We start from the raw sequence: 20353 nt of genomic DNA on the forward strand, positions 1-20353 counted from the left end.
TCGCGCTGCAAGCCAGACAGTCGCTTGCGCGCCGTATGCAAGGCGCGCTCGACATCGGCGAAAACGCCGCCATGCCCCGGGATCAGCTGCCGTGGCGCCAACTTTTCGATCAAATCGAGCGTTGCCGCAATGTCCCCGAACGAGGGCTCGCCCATCAACTCCGGAAAGGCAATGCCAAACCCATTCTCCCAGAGCGCATCCGCTGAAATCAGGGTCCGCGACACCGGGTTGAACAGGATCACCGAGTGCGGATCGTGACCTGGAGCCCCATGCACCTGCCACGCGCTGTCTCCCAGCAGGCATTCAGTGCCTGGCTCGAGCAGTCCAGTGAAGCCAAAGCGCGCGCAACTCTGCCCCGTCGCAAGAAAACTCAGACCCTGCGCATCCCATCGCTCAACCAGTGCCGCCTCTCCAGGCGGAATGTCCGTCCGCAGCGATGGATACCGCTGCTGCAGCGCCGCGTTCCCCCCGCAGTGATCGCTGTGCAGATGTGTGTTCAGCACCCGATCAAGGGGACGTTCGCCCAACACCGACTCGACCAGCGCCAGCGTCTGATCGGCATGCGTGGCATAGCCGGTGTCGACCAGCGCCGTTTCCTCGGCTCCGACGAAGAGGATGTTGTTCGAAGACAGCCAGCCCCGCTCGAACACGACGACATTCGCCGGCAGCCCGGCGCTGGCTTCCCCGTGGTGACCCACGCGCTCAGGCACCGGCGCTGGTGCGCAGCTCGCGCCGCAGGATCTTCCCCACGTTGGTCTTGGGCAGCGACTCGCGGAACTCGATGTGCTTCGGCCGCTTGTAGCCGGTGAGCTGTCCGTTGCAGTACTGGAGCACGGCGTCTTCCGTCAGCGTCGGGTCCTTGCGGACCACGAAGACCTTGATGGCTTCGCCCTGTTTCTCGTCCGGCACACCCACGGCCGCGCATTCGACGACGCCGGGGCACAGCGAGATCACGTTCTCCAACTCGTTGGGGAACACGTTGAAGCCGCTCACGAGGATCATGTCCTTCTTGCGGTCGACGATCCGGCTGTAGCCGTCTTCCTGCATCACGGCGATGTCGCCGGTGCGCATGAAGCCGTCGGCCGTGAAGGCCGCCGCCGTCTCGGCGGGCTGGTTGTAGTAGCCGGTCATCACGTTCGGGCCTTTGATGCACAACTCGCCCGCCTGGCCGATCGGCAGCGATTGGCCTTCATCGTCCTTGATCGCGATCTCAATGCTCGGCAACGGCAGGCCAATGGTGCCCGTGAACTTCGTGTTCGACACCGGGTTGTTGGTGCCTATCGCACAGGTCTCGCTCATGCCCCAGCCTTCGATCATCGGGCAGCCGGTGGCCTCGAACCACTTGCGCGCCGTGCCTTCGGAGGCGGCCATGCCGCCGGCCTGCGAGACGAACAGCGTGGAGAAGTCGACCGTCTTGAACTCCGGGTGCATCAGCAGCGCGTTGAACAAGGTGTTCACCGCCGGCAGCATGTGGAAGGGCCGCTTCTTCAGCACCGCGACGAACTTGTTGAAGTCGCGCGGGTTCGGAATCAGCGTCATGTGCGAGCCCTGGCGGATCACCAGCAGGCACAGCGTCAGCGCGAAGATGTGATAGAGCGGCAACGCGGCGATGCTGTTGACCTTCGCCAGGTCGCCGGCCCTCGCCAGCGCGGGCGTGAACCAGGCTTCGGCCTGCAGCGTGGCGGCCACGATGTTGCGGTGGGTCAGCACCGCACCCTTCGACAGGCCGGTGGTGCCACCCGTGTACTGCAGGAAGGCGATCGAATCGAGCGTGCTCTGGTCGGGCCCGAGCGTGCGCCCGCGGCCTTCGGCAATCGCCTGCTTGAACGGCGTGACCGTGCGGCCGTCGCTCAGCGGCAGCTTGTAGGGCGGCACCATCTTGGCCAGGTGGCGCACGGCCACCGTGATCCAGGCGCCGTACAGTCCGCCGAGCAGGTCGCCCATCGCGGTCATCACCACGTGCTTGACCGGCGTGCGCTCGATCACCTGCTCGAGCGTGGCGGCAAAGTTTTCGAGGATGACGATGGCGGTGGCGCCGGAGTCCTTGAGCTGGTGCTCCAGCTCGCGCGCCGTGTACAGCGGATTGACGTTGACGCAGGTGTAGCCCGCGCGCAGCACGGCACACATCGTGACCGCGAACTGCGGCACGTTGGGCAGCATGATCGCCACCCGCGCACCGGGCGCGAGGCCCTGCGATTGCAGCCATGCACCCATCGCCTTGGAGAGTGTGTCGAGCTCGCCGTACGACATCCAGCGCTCCATGCAGACCGAGAACGGACGGTCCTTGTAGCGGCCGAAGGCCTCGTCGAACATGTGAGGCAGGGAGCGGTACTGCTCCGGATGAATCTCGTGCGGCACGCCGGCCGGGTAGTTCTGTCGCGCGGATGTCTGCATGCAAGCTCCTTTGGCGCGGATTGTGGGAGCCAATGCCTCCCACCCACCAGCGGGCTTGTCCTAGGGGCGCATACCCGGTGTCGCGCAGGCGATAGCCGCCGTGCGCGCGGGAGTCACACAGATGCCGATCAGGCGTTGCCGGATTCGCCCGGCAGCAGCACGCCGGCCGGAATGTCGGGCTGCACCTCGAGCGCGCGGTACAGCGGCGTGAAGTCGGGTGCCGTGAGATCGAAGAGCTGTGCGAAGTTCTCGATCACGAAGTAGTTGGCTTGGTAGGTGTCGATCTTGTATTGCGTGCGCATGGTGCGCAGCAGGTCGAGCGGGAGGCGGTGCGGCTCGGGGCTGCGCACCGCGTGCTGCAGCTCGCCGACCGAGCTCAGGATGCCGGCGCCGTAGGCGCGCAGGCCCTCGGGCTGGCGGATCAGGCCGAACTCGACCGTGTACCAGTACAGCCGCGCCAGCTTCTCGCCGGCGCCCAGCTCGTGCGCCTTGATGCCGCCCTGGCCGTAGCGCTGCACGTAGTCGGCGAAGGTGGGGTCGAACAGCATCGGCACATGGCCGAACAGGTCGTGGAACACGTCGGGCTCGACGATGTAGTCGAACTCTTCGGGCTTGCGGATCCAGTCGGTCACCGGGAACTTGCGGTTCGCCAGCAGCGTGAAGAAAGGCAGCTCGGGAATCAGCCCCGGCACCGCGACGATCTCCCAGCCGGTGGCGCGGTGCAGGCGCTCGTTGAGTTCCTCGAAGCGCGGGATGCGGTCCTTCACGCCGAGCAGCGGCAGCGACTTGATGAAGGCGTCGCAGGCCAGGCCCGTCAGCTGCGCGGCCTGGCGTTCGTACAGCCGCTTGTAGGTGTCGTGGTCGGCCGCCGTGTAGCTGGCCCAGTCCTGCGGGCAGGTGTAGTCGGCTTGCACCGAACCGCCGCGCGAGTAGTCGCCGCGTGGCGGGCGATCGGAGGCGCCATAGACGGCGGGGGTGACAACGGCGGCGGGGGTATCCATGGGGCGTTCGGTTTCTCGGGTTACTTGAGCCAGCGGTCCATCACGCGCTGGAAGTCGCCGCCGGCTTGCTGCAGGTGCAGCCATTGGTCGACATACGATTTGAAAGCCACGTCGTCGCGCGGCAGCATCCAGGCCATCTCGCCGTACTGCAGCGGCTTGTCGGGGTTCACCGCGCACAGCCCGGGCTTGAGCTTCTGCTGCGTGATGGCCTCGGCCGATTCGGTGACGAACACGTCGGCGCGGTTGGCCAGGATCTCGTCGAAGATCGTGACGTTCTCGCCGTGCAGCGTGAGCTTGGCCTGCTTGAAATTGGTGCGGGCGAAGCGTTCGTTGCTGCCGCCCGGGTTGAAGATCACGCGGGTCGACGGCTGGTCGATGGCCGCCACGCTCTGGTACTTGGCCACGTCGGCGCAGCGCGCGATGGGCGTCTTGCCGTTGACCATGTAGGGCGCGCTGAAGAAGGCGCGCTTCTGGCGGTCGGTGGTCACCGACACGCCGCCCACGGCGATGTCGCACTTGCCTGCAGCCAGGTCGGGCAGCAGGTTGGCCCACGTCGTCTTGACCCACTCGGGCTTCGCGCCGAGGCTGGCGCTGAAGCCCGTCATCAGGTCGACGTCGATGCCTTCGAACGAGGCGTCGGCCTTCTGAAAGCTGAAGGGCCGGTAGTCGCCCGGCGTGCAGATGCGCAGCACGGCCGCCTTCTGCACCGTGTCCAGGTGCGAGGCGCCCGCGCCGGCGGCGGGCGGCGCCGAAGCACAGCCCGAGAGCACGACAGCAGCGGCGGCTGCCGCGACGAAGGAAGTGACGACAGTCGAAGAAGACGCGTGGCGCATGCCGGGCTCCAGGGCAGTGGTGAAGCGCCTTATTTTGCGGCGCTCAGCACGCCACGGCGCATCTGGTCGAGCTCGATGCTCTCGAACAGCGCCTTGAAGTTGCCGTTGCCGAAGCCGTCGTCGCCCTTGCGCTGGATGAACTCGAAGAAGATCGGGCCCAGCTGGTTCTCGCTGAAGATCTGCAGCAGCAGCGCGTCCTTCTTGCCGTCGATCAGGATCTTGCGGCTCTTCAGCTCGGCCACGCTTTCGCCGTGGCCCGGAATGCGCTTGTCGATCAGCTCGTAGTAGGTGTCGATGGTGTCCAGCAGCGTCACGCCGTTGGCGCGCAGCGCGTCGACGCTCTCGTACAGGTTGTCCGAGCCCATGGCGATGTGCTGGATGCCCTCGCCCTTGTACATGTCCAGGTACTCCTGGATCTGGCCGGCCTGTTCCTTGCCCTCTTCGTTGATCGGGATGCGGATCTTGCCGCAGGGGCTGGTCATGGCCTTGCTCTTCACGCCCGTCACCTGGCCCTCGATGTCGAAGTACTTCACTTCGCGGAAGTTGAAGAGCTTCTCGTAGAAATTGGCCCACACGTCCATGCGGCCGCGGTACACGTTGTGCGTCAGGTGGTCGATGTAGGTCAGGCCGTTGCCCTTGCGCGCCAGCGCGTCCTGCGATGACACGCCCGGCAGCGCCTCGAAGTCCACGTCGTAGAAGCCGATGTTGCCGATGTCGCCCGGCTGCGCGCCGTTCTTGCCCGGCCAGCGGTCCACCAGGTAGATCAGGCTGTCGCCGATGCCTTTGATGGCGGGGATGTTCAGCTCGCCCGGGCCGGCCTTGTCGGCGAAGCCCCAGGCGCCCAGCGCGGTGGCGCGCTCGTAGGCCTGCTTGGCGTCCTGCACGCGGAAGGCGATGGCGCACACGCTCGGGCCGTGCTCGCGCGCAAAACGCTGGGCGAACGAATCGGGCTCGGCGTTCAGGATGAAGTTGATCGTGCCCTGGCGGTACAGCAGCACGTTCTTGTGGCGGTGCTTGGCGATGGCCACGAAGCCCATGCGCTCGAACACCTTGCCCATCGCGACCGGATCGGGTGCCGCGTACTCGATGAATTCGAAGCCGTCGGTGCCCATCGGGTTCTCCCAGGGCGTGAAGGCGGGGGCGTCGGCGTGGCTCATGGATGCTGTCTCCGAAAAGTGGGGAAAGTTGTGCAGAAAGGAAAACAAAGGCCCGGATTCGGGCCGTGCTGCACTGTAGGGCGGAAGGCTTTCAGGTTTTCTGCGTTTCTGGGCGCCCTGGGTGGTCATGACGCAGTAAAACTGCAAAAATGACGAAATGGAAGCACTCGACAAGATAGATCGACTCATTTTGCGCATGCTGCAAGCAGACGGCCGCGCCACCTACGACCAGATCGCGGAGCAGGTCAGCCTGTCGCCCAGCGCCGTGCTGCGGCGGGTCAAGCGGCTCGAAGAGCACAAGGTCATCGACCGCTACGTGGCGCTGGTCCAGCCCGAGGCGGTCGGCCTGGGCCTCACGGCCTACCTGAACGTGCGGCTCGAAAAGCACACCGAAACCCACAAGCGCAACCCCATGGACCTGTTCCGCGCCAGCGTGCAGACCTGGCCCGAGGTGGTCGAGTGCGCGGCCCTCACCGGCGACATGGACTACCTGCTGCGCGTGGTGGTGGCCGACATGGCGCACTACAGCCGCTTCATCATGGACACCCTGCTGAAGCACCCCAGCGTCGAAGACTGCAAGACCAGCTTCGTGCTCGATCGTGTCAAAGCCACAACATCTGTGCCCGTTTAACCACAAATTGGTTGCGTAAACACCACGGACTCTGGTATCGAGTCACGAATGCGTCCTGAAAGTGTCCTTGCGGGCTTGGTGATTAAGGGAAAACCCTTACATTGGAGCCATGCTTACCGCCAAGACCCTCCTCAAAGCGTCTCTCGGCCTCGGCTCTTTCCTGAAGGCGCCGATGGTTGAGGCGCAACCGCGCGCCGTCAGCGCGCCCCCACCCGTCATGGTGCCGATCCGCTCGATCGGCCCGCGCGAACGCGAACGCATCGCGCGCCACCTGCTGGACCTGACGCCGCATGACCGCTACCTGCGCTTCGGCTATGCCGCGGCCGACGAGCAGGTCCTGCGCTATGTCGAAGGCCTGGACTTCGACCGTGACGAACTGTTCGGCATCTACAACCGCCGCCTCGACCTGATCGCGATGGCGCACGTGGCCTACGCGCCCGGCGACCAGCACAGCGACTGCGCCGAATTCGGCGTGTCCGTGTCGTCGCACGCCCGCGGCCGCGGTTATGGCGCGCGCCTGTTCGAACGCGCCGTGGTTGCCGCGCGCAACGAAGGCGTGGGCATGCTCTTCATCCATGCGCTGAGCGAAAACGCGGCCATGCTCAAGATCGCCCGCAACGCCGGCGCCACCGTGGTGCGCAGCGGCTCGGAGTCGGAAGCGCACCTGCAGCTGCCCACCGCCACCTTCGACAGCCGCATGAGCGAGATCGCGCTGGAGCATTACGCCGCCGTCGATTTCGCGCTCAAGAGCCGCGCCAAGCAGTTCTGGGCCTTCCTGGCGAGCCTGCAGGAAGTGCGCAGCGGCATGCGCGACGCAAGAAGCAAATCGGCCCCCTGAGCGGGCGAGGGCGGCCTATGCCGGCCAGACGGTAGAGCCTGTCATGCGCAATCCGTTATCCTTGTCTCTCTTCAACTCCGCCCTCCCGCAGTGGCCGACCCTCACCCTGAACGCGCTCCCGTTGAACGGGAAGACAAGCGTGGCTTTCTCCAGAAGCTCGCCGAATTCATCCACCCCGGCCCCGATTCGCGCGACGAGCTGATCGAAACCCTCGCCGATGCCGAGGACAACGAGGTGATCGGCGCCGAATCGCGCGTGATGCTCGAAGGCGTGCTGCGCATGGCCGACATGACGGCCGGTGACGTGATGGTCGCGGCGCCGCGCATGGACCTCGTGAACATCGACGCGCCCTTCGACGCGCTGCTGCACGCCGTGATCCAGACCGCGCACTCGCGCTTTCCGGTCTACGAGGGCGAAAAAGAAAACATCATCGGCATCCTGCTCGCGAAGGACCTGCTCAAGCTGCAGCGCGCGCCGGGCCTGAACATCCGCGCCTTGCTGCGCCCGGCCACCTTCGTGCCCGAGAGCAAGGGCCTGAACGACCTGCTGCGCGAGTTCCGCGGCAACCGCAACCACCTGGCCATCGTCATCGACGAGTTCGGCCGCGTGGCGGGCCTCATCACCATCGAGGACGTGCTCGAGCAGATCGTCGGCGAGATCGAGGACGAGTTCGACATCGCCGAGGACGAGGGCGACATCTTCGGCCTGGCCGACCACACCTACCGCGTCTCGGGCGACACGCCCATCGAGCGCGTGGCCGAGGCCTTCGGCATCGTCTTCAACGAAGAACAGCTGAGCGAAGACTTCGACACCATCGGCGGACTCATCGCGCACGAGATGGGCCACGTGCCCAAGCGCGGCGAGCACCACGCCATCGGCGGCTTCGACTTCGTCGTGCTGCACACCAAGGGCGGCGCGGTGCGCTGGTTCCGGGTGTCGCCGGCGCGCGGCGGCGACGCGGCCGACTGATGCCGGCGCCCGCAGCAGCGGCCCCGGCCCGCGTCTCGCCCACCTCTCCCCCTTCCTCCGCCGCCTCCGGGCTGCTTCGCCTGCTCGGCTTCGGCCTGGCAGGCGTGGCGCAGGCCCTGTCCATCGCCTGGCCCGGCGACGGCCGTCCGCTGTGGTGGCTGCAGCTGCTGTCGCTGGCTGGGCTGGTCTGGCTGCTCGACGGTCTGCGTGCCCAAGGCGCGGGCTGGCGCCGCGCCGGCCTGCACGGCTGGGTGTTCGCGACCGCCTGGCTCACCGGCAGCTTCTGGTGGCTCTTCATCTCGATGCACACCTACGGCGGGCTGCCGGCGCCGCTGGCGGTGATCGCCGTGCTCGCGCTGGCGGCGGCGCTCGGGCTCTACTACGCCGTGGCCTGCGCCTGGTTCGTGGTGCGCGGGCCGGCGGGGCGCGTCGCCGGTGCCTTCGTGTTCGCCGCGCTGTGGACGCTGGCCGAGCTCGTGCGCGGCAGCTGGTTCACCGGCTTTCCCTGGGGCGCGGGCGGCTACGCCCATGTCGACGGCCCGCTGGCCGCGCTGGCGCCGTGGGTCGGCGTGTACGGCATCGGTGCCGCAGCGGCCCTGGCCGTGGCGCTGGTCGCGCGGCGGCTGCCGCTGCGTGGCGTGGTGCCGACGGCGCTGGCTGCAGCGCTGCTCGCCGCGGTCTTTGTGCTGCCCAATGTTGTCTCGCCGCTGCCTGCCGATGCGCGCGGCGCGCAGGGCACCGCCGGCACGCTGCAGGTCGCGCTGCTGCAGGGCAACATCCCGCAGGACGAGAAATTCATTCCGGGCGGCGGCATCGAAACCGCGCTGCGCTGGTACGCCGAACAGCTGCGCGACGCCAAGGCCCAGCTCGTGGTTACACCCGAAACGGCGCTGCCGCTGCTGCCGCGCCAGCTGCCCGCCGGCTACCTCGACGCCATCCAGGAACGCTACGGCCAGCCGGGCTCGCAGCAGGCCGCCATCGTCGGCCTGCCGCTCGGCGACGGGCCAGGCACCTACCGCAACGCCGTGCTCGGCTTCATGCCCGGTGGCGCGGCGCAGCCCTACGCCTACAGCAAGCACCACCTCGTGCCCTTCGGCGAATTCATTCCGCCGGGCTTTCGCTGGTTCATCCGCATGATGAGCATCCCGCTGGGCGACTTCGAGCGCGGCGGGCTGGCGCAGGCGCCCTTCGTCTGGCAGGGCCAGCGCATCGCGCCCAACATCTGCTACGAAGACTTGTTCGGCGACGAGATCGGCGCGAACTTCCGCGACGAGGCCACGGCGCCGACCGTCCTGCTCAACGTCAGCAACATCGCCTGGTTCGGCGACTCGGTCGCCATCGACCAGCACCTGGCCATCTCGCGCATGCGCGCGCTCGAGTTCGCGCGGCCGATGGTGCGGTCCACCAACACCGGCGCCACCGTGGTGATCGACGCCGCGGGCCGCGTCACGCACCAGCTGCCGCGCCTCACGCGCGGCGTGCTCGAAGCGCCGGTCGAGGGTCGGCGCGGGCTCACGCCTTTCGCGCGCTGGGTCGCACCCTTCGGCCTGTGGCCGCTGTGGATCGTGGCGCTCGCGATCGTCGCGCTGGGCGCGGTCTTCTTCCGGCCCGGGCGCACCCGGGGCTGAGGCGTACCGGCGGATGCAAATTCGACGTCGTCGTCCATGAAGCACCACCACCGCCCCAAGCCCGCCGTGCCATCCGTTGTCGATGGCGCGGGTGCTCCGCCTGCCAGAGGGTCAGTGCTCGAAGTCTTTCTCGCTTTCCTGAAGCTGGGCCTGACCTCCTTCGGCGGGCCGGTGGCGCACCTGGGCTACTTCCGCACGGAGTTCGTGGAGCGCCGCAAGTGGCTCGACGACAAGCGCTATTCCGACCTCGTGGCGCTGTGCCAGTTCCTGCCCGGTCCCGCGAGCAGCCAGGTCGGCATCGCCCTGGGGCTCGGCCGCGCGGGCTGGGGCGGGGCGCTGGCGGCGTGGCTCGGGTTCACGCTGCCGTCCGCCGTGGCGCTCATCCTCTTTGCGGCCGGCGTCACGCACTGGGCGGGGCTGGCGCAATCGGGCGCGGTGCACGGGCTGAAGGTCGTCGCGGTGGCCGTCGTGGCGCAGGCGGTGTGGGGCATGGCGAAGTCGCTGTGCCCCGACCGGTTGCGTGCCGGCGTGGCCATCGTTGCGGCGCTGCTGGTGCTCGCGGTGCCTTCGGCCATGGGGCAGATCGCCGCCATCGTCGCCGGAGGTGTCGTCGGTCGATGGGCGCTGCAGCTGGGCCAGCTTCCTACCGCGCAACACCACGACCACGGCGTGAGCAAGGCGACGGGCGCCGCGCTGCTGGGCCTGTTCGCCGTGCTGCTCGTCGCGCTGCCGATGCTGGCTGCGGCGACACAGTGGCAGCCGCTGTCCGTCATCGCTTCCTTCTATCAATCGGGCGCGCTGGTGTTCGGTGGCGGGCACGTCGTGCTGCCCCTGCTGCAAGCCAGTGTGGTGCCCCCGGGCCTCGTTTCGAACGACGTGTTCCTGGCCGGCTACGGCGCGGCCCAGGCCGTGCCGGGGCCCTTGTTCACCTTCGCCGCCTTCCTCGGTGCCGCGATGCCGGGGCCGTTCGGCGGATGGGTGGGTGGCTTGGCGCTGCTGCTGGCCATCTTCCTGCCGGCCTTCCTGCTCGTGGCGGGTGTGCTGCCGTTCTGGGAGACGCTGCGCCAGCGCGACGGCGTCCAGCGCGCGATGGCGGGCGTGAACGCGGCGGTTGTCGGCGTGCTGCTCGCCGCGCTCTACGACCCGGTGTGGACGAGCGCCATCCACTCGAAGGCCGACTTCGGGCTGGCGCTGGCGGCGTTCGGGCTGCTGGTCTACGCGCGCCTGTCGCCGGTGTGGGTCGTCGGGCTCGCGGCGGTGGCTGGCTGGCTGCTGGCCCTCTAAGGCCGGCGCATGACCGCATGCCATGCCGGCATGCAGCGGCATGGCATGCGGGCATGGTTCATGTATCTTCCTCGCCGCCTCGAGAAATCATCCTCAAACCAAGGAGCCCGTATGTACTTTTCTACCCATTTCCGTGCCTTTGCGGCCGGTGCCGCACTGCTCGCGGCCAGCGCGCTCGCGCAGGCCCAGCAGGCGCTGCCCAACGTGGTGATCCTGGCGACCGGCGGCACCATCGCCGGTGCCGGCGCGTCGGCCGTCAACAGCGCCACCTACGCGGCCGCCAAGGTCGGCGTCGAGAAGCTGATCGCCGGCCTGCCCGAGCTTTCCAAGGTCGCCAACGTGCGTGGTGAGCAGGTGTTCCAGGTGGCTTCCGAAAGCCTCACCAACGACAACCTGATGACGCTGGCCAAGCGCGTCTCGGCGCTGTCCAAGCAGTCGGACGTGGACGGCATCGTGATCACCCACGGCACCGACACGCTGGAAGAGACCGCCTACTTCCTGACGCTCACCGTGCACACCAACAAGCCGATCGTCGTGGTCGGCTCGATGCGCCCGGGCACGGCCCTGTCGGCCGACGGCGCGCTCAACCTGTACGACGCGGTGAACGTGGCGGGCAGCAAGGACGCGATGGGCAAGGGCGTGCTCGTGACGATGGGCGACAACATCGACACCGGCCGCGACGTGAGCAAGAACGTCAACATCAAGACCAGCGCGTTTTCCAGCCAGTGGGGTCCGCTGGGCATGATCGTCGAGGGCAAGAACTACTGGTTCCGCGCGCCGGTGAAGCGCCACACCACGAACTCGGAGTTCAACATCGACACCATCACCGCGCTGCCGCCGGTCGAGATCGCGATGGGCTACGAAGGCGTGTCGTCGGTGGCCATCGACGCGATCGCCAAGAGCGGCGCCAAGGCGCTGATCCACGGCGGCACGGGCAACGGCTCGGTGGCCGACCGCATCGTGCCGAACCTGCAGAAGGCGCGCACCGACGGCGTGATCGTCATCCGCAGCTCGCGCGTGCCCGACGGCTTCGTGATCCGCAACGCCGAGCAGCCCGACGACAAGTACGACTGGGTGGTGGCGCACGACCTGCGTCCGCAGAAGGCACGCATCCTGGCGATGGTGGCTCTGACCAAGACCAACAACACCAAGGAACTTCAGCGCATCTTCTGGGAATACTGATCCCAGGTCAGCGCGCGGTGCGGCGCTTGCGGTGCCGCGCGTATTCCAGGCTGCTCACGCACACCAGCAGCCAACCCAGGCCGGTCAGCAGGCCGGCCGCGACATCGCTCGCGAAGTGCACCTGCAGGAAGATCCGGCTGCAGGCGATGGTGACGATGGCCGCCACCGCGGCCATGGCAGCCGGCACATGCCAGCGCGCCGGCAGCAGCCGCAGCGCCAGGTACAGCAGCATCCCGTAGCTCACGATCGCGCCCGCGCTGTGGCCGCTGGGAAAGCTGAAGCTCGTTTCCAGCGCCAGCCCGTGGTCGTGCACCGGCCGGGCCCGCGCAAAGATGTGCTTGAGCGCGGGGTTCAGCACCACGATGCCGCCGAGCGCGGTCACCCAGCCCAGCGCCAGCCCGCGGTGCGCGTTGCGCCACAGCAGCAGCGCGACCAGCCCGCACACGGGCGCGAGCAGTTGTGCGTCGCCCAGGTGCGTGAGCCAGCTGAAGCTCACGAGCGCGCCCCACGGCACGTGGGCGGCGATGGCGTCGGCCAGCGCCTGGTCGGCGCGGCCCATGGTGCGGCCGTCGCCCAGGTGCGAGGCGATCCACGCGACCAGCACCGCCGCCGCGAGGATCAGCACGAAGCCCAGCCCCAGGCCGAGCGCCAGGCGCGATTCGTCAGGCTCGCCGGTGTCGGGCAGCGGATGGCGCCGTTGCAGCATCCGGCAGGCGAGGCCGGCGCCGAGCACCGAGACGGTCAGCGCGAGCGCGAACCAGGCCAGGGCGTGTTCGCCCAGCTGTTGTGCAAGAAGAACCAAGGGGGCTGAAGAAGAAAGAAGAAGGGTGTCCGCAGGAGGCATGCGGCGCAACCCTAAGGGGCCGTCGCGCGGCTGGCAAGCGGAAGCCGCAATAGGTCGACGCGCGTGAAGGCTTTGTCTGCCGCCGAATGGTCCCAGCGCTCGACCACGCACACGCGCTGCGCGCCGTCGCCGGACGCCTCCGCGCGCAGCACGTTCACCGAGTTCGGCGCGTCCCAGCGCACGCGCGTCGACACGGCGGTGCCGGCCTGCACCGCCCAGGCCGTGGGCGGGCAGCCCGGAAAACGCTCGTCCAGCGGGCGCACGAAAGGCAGGTGGATGTGGCCGCCGACGATCAGGTCGGCGCCCGCCGCCGTCCAGCGCGCCACGGCCGCCTCGCGCCCGTGCAGGCGGTTCTGTCGGTCTTCAGGACGCGTCACCAGCACCGGCTGGTGCGTCACGACCACGCGAACCTGCCGGGGCGTGGCGCTTGCCAGCCGCGATGCGACGCGATCGACCTGCGCCGGCGACACCTCGCCGTCCTCGTGCCGGTACCAGCGCGTCGTGTTGACCGTGACCACCAGCCAGTCGTCGCAGGCGAACACCGGCTCCAGGTCGGCGCCGAAGGCCTCGGTGTAGCGGCCGTAGGGCGAGAAGACGCGCGCCGCCAGCTGGAACAGCGGGATGTCGTGGTTGCCCGGAATCGCGACCACCGGCGCCGTCAGCCGCTCGGCAAAGGCGCGCGCCGCCGCGAACTGGCGGCGCGTGGCGCGCTGCGTGATGTCGCCCGACAGCAGCACCGCCTGCGGCGCCAGCGCGTGCGCCAGGCGTTCGAGCGCCTGCAGCACCTCGGGCTGCTCGGTGCCGAAGTGCGGGTCGGACACTTGCAGCAGGCAGCTCATGGCCGTGCCGCCTCCAGCTCGGGCGCGCTGTCGGGCCGCACCAGCCACAGCGGGTCCGGCGCCACGCGGAACAGCAGGGGCATGTCGACCCAGTCGATCTCGCCGTCGGTGGCGATCTTCACGCGGCGCGGCGTGCGCAGCCGGCCGGCCTTCACCGTCATCGACTCGAAGGGAAAGCTCAGCACCTCGTCGGCGTCGCCCAGCCGCCCGAGCGCGCCGCGCACCAGCAGCCCCGGCATCGACAGCAGGCCGACCGGCTTGAGCGCCACGGCGGTCAGCCGGCCCTGCTCGGGCGCCTCGGCGTGGTCGACGCCCGCCTGCATCAGCTGCAACGGGTTGTTGCCCACGAACAGCGTGGGCGTGCGGATGTCGCGCTCGTGGCCGTGCGAGGCGATGCGCAGCTGCCAGTGGCGATGGCGCCCGCGCAGCACCGTCAGCAGGCCCGAGTAGAAGGCGATCCAGCGGTGGCGGCCGAAGCGTGCCTTGTGGCTCTCGCGCTCCTCCAGCAGGTCGGCATACAGGCCCATGCTGGCATTCACCAGGAACACGCGGTCGTTCACCAGCCCCACCTGCACCGCCCGGGGCTGCTGCGCCAGCAGCACCTGCAGCGCCTGCGCCGTGTCGCGCGGGATGCCGTGGGTGCGGCTGAAGTAGTTGAAGGTGCCCTGCGGCAGCACGCCGAAAGGGCAGCCGCTGCCCAGCGTGGCCTGGGCCACGGCGTTGATGGTGCCGTCGCCGCCCGCGGCCACCACCACGCCGCCCACGGCCCGGGCACGTTCGACCGCTTCGCGCGCCAGCGCCTGCACGCGGCCGGGGCCGTCCACGAGGAACACGCGGTGCCGGCGGCCGTCCGCGGCAAAGGCGTCGTCGATGACCTGCCGGGCCTGCGCGGCGTCTTCGCTGCCGGAGCCGGCGTTGAGCACGATGAAAAACGGGGTGTCGGGGCCGATGTGGGGCGATGCCATGCAGTGAGAGAGGGGGAAAGCGCAGGAAAGTGCCGAAAGCGGCGGGAAACGCAAAAAAGCGTGCGGGGCCGGGCTTTGTCCCACAGCCGCGCGGGCTGTCGCGGCAGTCGGCATCCCGAGCGGCTGTGGGAGAGATGCCCTCCCGCGAACGTAAAATCGTCGCCTTTCGCGGCGTGTGCCGCGCCACCGTCCCGTCCAATGTCCGGCCCCCGACGCCGGCCAGCTTCATGTTGACCTTCCAGCAAATCATTCTCAAACTGCAGTCGTACTGGGCCGACAAGGGCTGTGCGCTGCTGCAACCGTACGACATGGAAGTGGGCGCGGGCACCTCGCACACCGCCACCTTCCTGCGCGCGCTCGGCCCCGAGCCCTGGAAGGCCGCCTACGTGCAGCCCAGCCGCCGCCCCAAGGACGGCCGCTACGGCGAGAACCCCAACCGCCTGCAGCACTACTACCAGTACCAGGTCGTGCTCAAGCCCGCGCCCAGCAACATCCTCGAGCTCTACCTCGGCAGCCTCGAGGCCCTGGGCTTCGACCTGAAGAAGAACGACATCCGCTTCGTCGAAGACGACTGGGAGAACCCCACGCTCGGCGCCTGGGGCCTGGGCTGGGAGGTGTGGCTCAACGGCATGGAAGTGACGCAGTTCACCTACTTCCAGCAGGTCGGCGGCATCGACTGCAAGCCCATCACCGGCGAGATCACCTACGGCCTGGAGCGCCTGGCCATGTACTTGCAGGGCGTGGACAACGTCTACAACCTCACCTGGACCGACGGCCTGAGCTACGGCGACGTCTACAAGCAGAACGAGGTCGAGCAGTCGACCTACAACTTCGAGCACAGCGACGCCGAGTTCCTCTTCACCGCCTTCAATGCGCACGAAAAGCAGGCCAAGCACCTCATGACCGAGCAGCTCGCGCTGCCAGCCTACGAGCAGGTGCTCAAGGCCGCGCACAGCTTCAACCTGCTGGACGCGCGCGGCGCGATCAGCGTGACCGAGCGCGCGGCCTACATCGGCCGCATCCGCAACCTCGCGCGCAGCGTGGCGCAGAGCTACTACGACAGCCGCGAGCGCCTGGGCTTCCCGATGGCCCCGCGCGAATGGGTGGCGCAGATGCCCCCGAAGAAAGCCGCCTGAGCGATGACGACCCCCATGAACAACAAGAACTCCCTCCTGGTCGAACTGTTTGTCGAAGAGCTGCCGCCCAAGGCGCTGAAGAAGCTCGGCGAGGCGTTCGCCGGCGTGCTGCGCGACCAGCTCGTGGCCCAAGGCCTGGCCGAGGCCGGCTCGGTGCTCACGCCCTACGCTTCGCCGCGCCGCCTGGCCGCGCACCTCACGCACGTGGCCGAGCGCGCCGCCGACAAGGCCGTGTCGCAAAAGCTCATGCCCGTGGCCGTGGGGCTCGACGCCTCGGGCCAGCCCACGCCCGCGCTGCTCAAGCGCCTGGCCGCGCTCGGCGCCGACGCCTCGGCCGTACCCGGCCTCAAGCGCGCCATGGACGGCAAGGCCGAAGCCCTGTTCTACGAAAGCACCGCCAAGGGCGCCACGCTGGCCGAAGGCCTGCAGAAGGCGCTGGCCGAAGCCATCGCCAAGCTGCCGATTCCGAAGGTCATGAGCTACCAGCTCGAAAGCGGCTGCGAGCTGCCCGGCTGGAGCAGCGTGAGCTTCGTGCGCCCTGCGCACGGCCTCGTGGCGCTGCATGCCGACGCCGTGGTGCCCATCGAGGCGCTGGGCCTGAAGGCCGGCCGCGAGACGCACGGCCACCGCTTCGAAGCGGCGGTCGACCCCGTGGTGCTGCGCGATGCCAACAGCTACGCCCTGCAGCTGCAGGACGACGGCGCCGTCATCGCCAGTTTCGAAGCGCGCCGCGCCGAAATCGCACGCCAGCTCGCGGCCGCCGCTGTGACGGTGGGCGGCGGCTCCGTGCCGATCCACGACGACGCGCTGCTCGACGAAGTCACGGCGCTGGTCGAGCGCCCCAACGTGCTGGTCTGCAGCTTCGAGCGCGAGTTCCTCGAAGTGCCTCAGGAGTGCCTCATCCTCACGATGAAGGCCAACCAGAAGTACTTCCCGCTGCTCGACGCGCAAGCCAAGCTCACCAACAAGTTCCTCGTCGTCAGCAACATCAGCCCCGACGACGCGAGCGCCGTGACCGGCGGCAACGAGCGCGTCGTGCGCCCGCGCCTGGCCGACGCCAAGTTCTTCTTCGACCAGGACCGCAAGAAATCGCTGGCCTCGCGCGTCGAGTCGCTGGGCAAGGTGGTCTATCACAACAAGCTCGGCACGCAGGGCGAACGCGTGCAGCGCGTGATGCACATCGCGCGCGGCATTGCCGAAAAGCTCGGCGACGCCACGCTGGCTGCGCAGGCGACCCAGGCCGCCCAACTGGCCAAGGCCGACCTCGTGACCGACATGGTCGGCGAGTTCCCTGAGCTGCAGGGCACGATGGGCCGCTACTACGCGCTGCACGACGGCCTCGACGCCGCAGTGGCCGACGCCATCGAAGACCACTACAAGCCACGCTTCGCCGGCGACGAGCTGCCGCGCAACAGCGTGGGCCTCGTGGTCGCGCTGGCCGACAAGCTCGAGACGCTGGTCGGCATGTTCGGCATCGGCAACCTGCCCACCGGCGACCGCGACCCGTTCGCGCTGCGCCGCCACGCGCTGGGCGTGATCCGCATGCTGATCGAGAAAGACCTCGCGCTGGGGCTCGACGCCCTGCTGCAGGACGCCGCCGCGCAGTTCAGCGCCATCGACGGTTTCGACAGCAGCAAGGCCACGGTCGAGCTGCGCGACTTCATCCTCGACCGCCTCGCCGGCAGCCTGCGCGAGCAGGGCGCCAGCGCCCAGGAGGTCGACGCCGTGCTGGCCCCGCTGCCGCAGCGCCTGGGCGAAGTGCCCAAGCTGCTGGCGGCCGTGCGCGCCTTTGCCGCACTGCCCGCCGCCGCCGCGCTGGCCGCCGCCAACAAGCGCATCGGCAACATCCTGAAGAAGGCGCCCGAGGCCGACGCGCATGTCAGCGAACTGCTGCTGCAGGAGCCCGCCGAGAAGGCGCTGCACGCCGCCATGGCGCAGGTCGTGCCCGCCGCCAACGCCCAGTTCGACGCGGGCGACTACACCGGCTCGCTGCAGACGCTCGCCGCGCTGCGCGAACCGGTCGATGCGTTCTTCACGGACGTGATGGTGAATGCCGAGCAGGCCGACCTGCGGCTGAACCGCCTGGGCCTGCTGATGTCGCTGCACAGCGCGATGAACCGCGTGGCGCAGCTCGAGCGGCTGGCTGTCTGATCCCGTGCCCCATCCCTCCACCAGGAGCGGTTCCGCCATGAAGCTCGTCATCCTCGACCGCAACGGCACGATCAACGTGCACCGCGAAGATTTCGTCAAGAGCGACATCGAGTGGACGCCGCTGCCCGGTGCGCTCGAGGCCGTGGCGCGGCTCAACCATGCGGGCTGGCATGTGGTGGTGGCGTCGAACCAGTCGGGCCTGGGCCGCGGGCTGTTCGACATGGCCTCGCTCAATGCCATGCACGCCAAGATGCACAAGATGCTCGCGGCCGTGGGCGGCAAGGTGGATGCGGTGTTCTATTGCCCGCACAGCCCCGACGAAGGCTGCGACTGCCGCAAGCCCAAGGAAGGGCTGTTCCTTCAGATCGGCGACCGCTTCGGCATCGACCTGAAGGGCGTACCGACGGCGGGCGACAGCCTGCGCGACCTGCAGGCCGGCGCTGCTGCCGGCTGCGAACCGCACTTGCTGCTCACGGGCATGGGCGCGGCGTGCCGCGGGGTTCACCCGCTGCCTCCCGAATATCCGGCGGACACGAGGGTGCATGAAGACCTCGCCGCCTTTGTCGATTTCTTGCTCGCGCGCGAAGCGCGGGCTGCACTGCAGGTGGCTGTCTGATGGCGTTTATCCGTTCCGTTCTCCACGCCCTGTGGATGCTTGTCACCGTGGTGCCCTGGGGCATCATCATGTGCGTCAGCTCGCTCTGGAAGCGTGGCATTCCGCTGTACTGGATGGCCGAGCAATGGCTCAGCTGGGCCATCGGTGGCGCGCGCGTGCTGCTGGGCATCAAGACCCGCGTGACCGGCATGGAAAACCTGCCGACCGACCAACTCGCCGGCGCGGTGCTGCTGGTGAAGCACCAGTCCACGCTCGAGACTTTCCTCATGCCCACGCTGATGCCGCATCCGCTGGCCTTCGTCTTCAAGAAGGAACTGATCTACGTGCCGTTCTTCGGCTGGGCGATGGCGCGGTTGGACATGATCCACATCGACCGGAGCCAGCGCGCGCAGGCGTTCAACAAGGTGGTGAACCAGGGCCGCAAGCTGCTCGCGCAGGGCATCTGGATCATCATGTTCCCCGAAGGCACGCGCATTCCGCGTGGCCAGAAGGGCACCTACAAGAGCGGCGGCACGCGCCTGGCCTGCGAGACCGGCGTGCCCGTGATCCCGATTGCCGTCACCTCGGCCAAGGTCTGGCCGCGCAAGGCCTTCATCAAGCGCCCCGGCGTGGTCGACGTGTCGATCGGCCCGGCGATCTCGAGCGTGGGCCGCAAGCCCGACGAGCTGATGCGTGAAGTCGAAGCCTGGATCGAGGCCGAGATGCGCCGCCTCGACCCCGAGGCCTATAGCGACAGCCCGGCGCAGCCGCAGCAGACGTTGCCGCGCGAAGCGGGCTGACGCGCCACCCTCAGACCCGGGCCCGACATGCGGGGAATGCTGCAGTTCACGATGGACCTCTTCGAGGGGCTGGGGAGCACGCCGGCGCCTGCTGCTGCGCCGCCGCGGCGGCCGCGGAAGAAGGCGCCTGCGCCGGTGCCACCTGCTGCTCCCGCGCCGGTGGTGGCTGTCGCGCCTTCACCTGTCGGGCCCGTTGATCCGCGTCCTGCGGTGCCGTTGGCTGACACACTGACGCTGGCGAATTTCACACATCCGCAGGCCACGCGTGAAGTGGTTCTGGGGTCGGCGCGGGTGGCCTACGAATTCAAGCGGGGGCAGCGCAAAACCATCGGTTTTCTTGTGGGTGCCGAAGGTTTGTCGGTGCGTGCGCCGCGGTGGGTCACGTTGCGTGATGTCGATGCAGCGGTGCGTGAGAAGGCCGACTGGATTTTGCGCAAGCTGGCGGAGACGCAGCAGCGCAATGCGCGGGTCGAGGCGACGCGGATTGCCTGGGAAGATGGGGCGGAGTTTCCTTTTCTTGGCGAGCTGGTGGTGATCCGGCTCGATCCGAAGCACGGGTTTGCCAGTGTGGGCGGGACGCTCGATCCTGCTGTCGAAGGCGGTGGGCCGCGGACGCTGCGGTTGGCTGTGGCGCAGAACGCTGCGCCTTCGCAGATTCGGGATGCGGCGCAGGCCTGGTTGATGCGGCAGGCGCGCAAGCTGTTCATCGAGCGGTTGGATCACTTTGCGCCGCTGCTGGGGGTGTCATGGCAGAAGCTGTCGCTCTCCAATGCGGCTACGCGGTGGGGGAGTGCGAGTGCGGATGGGTCGATTCGACTGAACTGGCGGTTGATTCACTTTCGCCTGCCGGTGATCGACTATGTCGTTGCGCATGAGTTGGCGCATCTGCGGGTTATGGATCACTCGCATCGGTTCTGGGAGACCGTTGAAAGCGTTGTGCCTGATTACGGGGTGCTTAGGCAGCAGTTGAAGGATGAGGCTGTGCCTCGGTGGGGCTGACTTTGCGTGTTTGCTTCCCGGGGCCGGGATTTCCGCCCGGCGGCGGACTCACTTTCTTTTGCTTCGCCAAAAGAAAGTAAGCAAAGAAAAGGCGACCCCACTGTCTG

Annotated in this window: 19 protein-coding genes; 11 read left to right on the forward strand and 8 right to left on the reverse strand. The window is 68.2% G+C overall.

All coding sequences use genetic code 11. The annotated features are described in order from the left end of the window. The 5 genes from AC1RL8_RS31025 to hppD form a co-directional block, all read right to left on the reverse strand. Nucleotides 1-710 (reverse strand): MBL fold metallo-hydrolase (locus tag AC1RL8_RS31025; RefSeq protein ID WP_492687419.1); only part of this gene is annotated, 710 nt, incomplete at its 3' end. Further along, entirely contained in the window at nucleotides 703-2394 is a 1692-nt protein-coding gene (locus tag AC1RL8_RS31030) for an AMP-binding protein (protein ID WP_307697145.1), read from the reverse strand. The genes AC1RL8_RS31025 and AC1RL8_RS31030, both read right to left, overlap by 8 nt. Nucleotides 2395-2522: 128 nt before the next feature. Further along, nucleotides 2523-3395 (reverse strand): phenylalanine 4-monooxygenase, encoded by an 873-nt coding sequence (gene phhA, locus AC1RL8_RS31035; protein ID WP_307638737.1) that lies wholly within the window; start codon nucleotides 3393-3395, stop codon nucleotides 2523-2525. A gap of 20 nt (nucleotides 3396-3415) precedes the next feature. Next, the gene (locus AC1RL8_RS31040; protein WP_492687420.1) at nucleotides 3416-4228 is read right to left on the reverse strand and encodes a transporter substrate-binding domain-containing protein; all 813 of its coding nucleotides are present in this window, start codon (nucleotides 4226-4228) and stop codon (nucleotides 3416-3418) included. Between the two features lie 29 nt (nucleotides 4229-4257). Then, on the reverse strand, nucleotides 4258-5385 hold the full coding sequence (gene hppD / locus AC1RL8_RS31045) for a 4-hydroxyphenylpyruvate dioxygenase (RefSeq protein WP_062482244.1): 1128 nt from the start codon (nucleotides 5383-5385) through the stop codon (nucleotides 4258-4260). Nucleotides 5386-5542: 157 nt separating this feature from the next. Between hppD and AC1RL8_RS31050 the strand changes: the two genes are divergently transcribed. The 6 genes from AC1RL8_RS31050 (at nucleotide 5543) to AC1RL8_RS31075 (ending at nucleotide 11917) form a co-directional block, all read left to right on the forward strand. After that, entirely contained in the window at nucleotides 5543-6016 is a 474-nt protein-coding gene (locus tag AC1RL8_RS31050; RefSeq protein WP_062482247.1) for an Lrp/AsnC family transcriptional regulator, read from the forward strand. Nucleotides 6017-6125: 109 nt separating this feature from the next. Next, nucleotides 6126-6854, forward strand: a complete 729-nt coding sequence (locus tag AC1RL8_RS31055) for a GNAT family N-acetyltransferase (protein ID WP_062482250.1) — start codon at nucleotides 6126-6128, stop codon at nucleotides 6852-6854. Between the two features lie 90 nt (nucleotides 6855-6944). Further along, nucleotides 6945-7823 (forward strand): CorC family transporter, encoded by an 879-nt coding sequence (locus tag AC1RL8_RS31060; RefSeq protein WP_062482253.1) that lies wholly within the window; start codon nucleotides 6945-6947, stop codon nucleotides 7821-7823. Next, the gene (gene lnt / locus AC1RL8_RS31065; protein ID WP_492687421.1) at nucleotides 7823-9451 is read left to right on the forward strand and encodes an apolipoprotein N-acyltransferase; all 1629 of its coding nucleotides are present in this window, start codon (nucleotides 7823-7825) and stop codon (nucleotides 9449-9451) included. The genes AC1RL8_RS31060 and lnt overlap by 1 nt, the downstream gene beginning before the upstream one ends. 36 nt (nucleotides 9452-9487) lie before the next feature. Next, nucleotides 9488-10735: a chromate efflux transporter gene (gene chrA, locus AC1RL8_RS31070; RefSeq protein ID WP_492687422.1), complete on the forward strand. Its 1248-nt coding sequence runs from the start codon at nucleotides 9488-9490 to the stop codon at nucleotides 10733-10735. 111 nt (nucleotides 10736-10846) lie between these two features. Then, nucleotides 10847-11917 carry an asparaginase gene (locus AC1RL8_RS31075; protein WP_492687423.1) on the forward strand — a complete coding sequence of 357 codons (1071 nt, stop codon included), beginning with the start codon at nucleotides 10847-10849 and terminating at the stop codon, nucleotides 11915-11917. 7 nt (nucleotides 11918-11924) lie between these two features. Here the strand turns inward: AC1RL8_RS31075 and AC1RL8_RS31080 are convergent, their stop codons facing one another. From AC1RL8_RS31080 to AC1RL8_RS31090, 3 genes are read right to left on the reverse strand one after another with little or no spacing between them, the layout of a single operon-like run. Then, complete coding sequence (locus AC1RL8_RS31080; protein ID WP_223301439.1) at nucleotides 11925-12719, reverse strand: phosphatase PAP2 family protein; 795 nt, start codon at nucleotides 12717-12719, stop codon at nucleotides 11925-11927. 53 nt (nucleotides 12720-12772) lie between these two features. Then, a complete protein-coding gene (locus AC1RL8_RS31085; RefSeq protein WP_492687424.1) occupies nucleotides 12773-13600 on the reverse strand; it encodes a metallophosphoesterase family protein in 828 nt (275 codons plus the stop codon). Then, nucleotides 13597-14565, reverse strand: a complete 969-nt coding sequence (locus AC1RL8_RS31090; protein ID WP_492687425.1) for a diacylglycerol/lipid kinase family protein — start codon at nucleotides 14563-14565, stop codon at nucleotides 13597-13599. Before AC1RL8_RS31090 ends, AC1RL8_RS31085 begins: the two co-directional genes overlap by 4 nt. Before the next feature lie 227 nt (nucleotides 14566-14792). Between AC1RL8_RS31090 and glyQ the strand changes: the two genes are divergently transcribed. From glyQ to AC1RL8_RS31115, 5 genes are read left to right on the forward strand one after another with little or no spacing between them, the layout of a single operon-like run. Then, nucleotides 14793-15701 carry a glycine--tRNA ligase subunit alpha gene (glyQ, locus tag AC1RL8_RS31095; protein WP_056577308.1) on the forward strand — a complete coding sequence of 303 codons (909 nt, stop codon included), beginning with the start codon at nucleotides 14793-14795 and terminating at the stop codon, nucleotides 15699-15701. Between the two features lie 15 nt (nucleotides 15702-15716). After that, entirely contained in the window at nucleotides 15717-17852 is a 2136-nt protein-coding gene (glyS, locus tag AC1RL8_RS31100; protein ID WP_139140436.1) for a glycine--tRNA ligase subunit beta, read from the forward strand. A gap of 37 nt (nucleotides 17853-17889) precedes the next feature. Continuing rightward, on the forward strand, nucleotides 17890-18468 hold the full coding sequence (gene gmhB, locus AC1RL8_RS31105) for a D-glycero-beta-D-manno-heptose 1,7-bisphosphate 7-phosphatase (RefSeq protein WP_070062939.1): 579 nt from the start codon (nucleotides 17890-17892) through the stop codon (nucleotides 18466-18468). Then, complete coding sequence (locus tag AC1RL8_RS31110) at nucleotides 18468-19247, forward strand: lysophospholipid acyltransferase family protein (RefSeq protein WP_307590667.1); 780 nt, start codon at nucleotides 18468-18470, stop codon at nucleotides 19245-19247. Before gmhB ends, AC1RL8_RS31110 begins: the two co-directional genes overlap by 1 nt. Nucleotides 19248-19274: 27 nt before the next feature. Continuing rightward, the gene (locus AC1RL8_RS31115) at nucleotides 19275-20246 is read left to right on the forward strand and encodes a M48 family metallopeptidase (RefSeq protein WP_307638745.1); all 972 of its coding nucleotides are present in this window, start codon (nucleotides 19275-19277) and stop codon (nucleotides 20244-20246) included. The last annotated feature ends 107 nt before the right edge of the window (nucleotides 20247-20353 follow it).

The organism is Variovorax sp. GW822-FHT04E09 (assembly GCF_058800845.1).

What these genes read in the sequence shown, in the direction of transcription:
- lnt (WP_492687421.1), top strand. Translation starts at nt 7,823, where the DNA reads ATGCCGGCGCCCGCAGCAGCGGCCCCGGCCCGCGTCTCGCCCACCTCT.
- AC1RL8_RS31090 (WP_492687425.1), bottom strand. Translation starts at nt 14,565, where the DNA reads ATGGCATCGCCCCACATCGGCCCCGACACCCCGTTTTTCATCGTGCTC.
- glyS (WP_139140436.1), top strand. Translation starts at nt 15,717, where the DNA reads ATGAACAACAAGAACTCCCTCCTGGTCGAACTGTTTGTCGAAGAGCTG.
- hppD (WP_062482244.1), bottom strand. Translation starts at nt 5,385, where the DNA reads ATGAGCCACGCCGACGCCCCCGCCTTCACGCCCTGGGAGAACCCGATG.
- phhA (WP_307638737.1), bottom strand. Translation starts at nt 3,395, where the DNA reads ATGGATACCCCCGCCGCCGTTGTCACCCCCGCCGTCTATGGCGCCTCC.
- AC1RL8_RS31030 (WP_307697145.1), bottom strand. Translation starts at nt 2,394, where the DNA reads ATGCAGACATCCGCGCGACAGAACTACCCGGCCGGCGTGCCGCACGAG.
- AC1RL8_RS31085 (WP_492687424.1), bottom strand. Translation starts at nt 13,600, where the DNA reads ATGAGCTGCCTGCTGCAAGTGTCCGACCCGCACTTCGGCACCGAGCAG.
- AC1RL8_RS31055 (WP_062482250.1), top strand. Translation starts at nt 6,126, where the DNA reads ATGCTTACCGCCAAGACCCTCCTCAAAGCGTCTCTCGGCCTCGGCTCT.
- glyQ (WP_056577308.1), top strand. Translation starts at nt 14,793, where the DNA reads ATGTTGACCTTCCAGCAAATCATTCTCAAACTGCAGTCGTACTGGGCC.
- AC1RL8_RS31050 (WP_062482247.1), top strand. Translation starts at nt 5,543, where the DNA reads ATGGAAGCACTCGACAAGATAGATCGACTCATTTTGCGCATGCTGCAA.
- AC1RL8_RS31115 (WP_307638745.1), top strand. Translation starts at nt 19,275, where the DNA reads ATGCGGGGAATGCTGCAGTTCACGATGGACCTCTTCGAGGGGCTGGGG.
- gmhB (WP_070062939.1), top strand. Translation starts at nt 17,890, where the DNA reads ATGAAGCTCGTCATCCTCGACCGCAACGGCACGATCAACGTGCACCGC.
- AC1RL8_RS31075 (WP_492687423.1), top strand. Translation starts at nt 10,847, where the DNA reads ATGTACTTTTCTACCCATTTCCGTGCCTTTGCGGCCGGTGCCGCACTG.
- AC1RL8_RS31110 (WP_307590667.1), top strand. Translation starts at nt 18,468, where the DNA reads ATGGCGTTTATCCGTTCCGTTCTCCACGCCCTGTGGATGCTTGTCACC.
- chrA (WP_492687422.1), top strand. Translation starts at nt 9,488, where the DNA reads ATGAAGCACCACCACCGCCCCAAGCCCGCCGTGCCATCCGTTGTCGAT.
- AC1RL8_RS31040 (WP_492687420.1), bottom strand. Translation starts at nt 4,228, where the DNA reads ATGCGCCACGCGTCTTCTTCGACTGTCGTCACTTCCTTCGTCGCGGCA.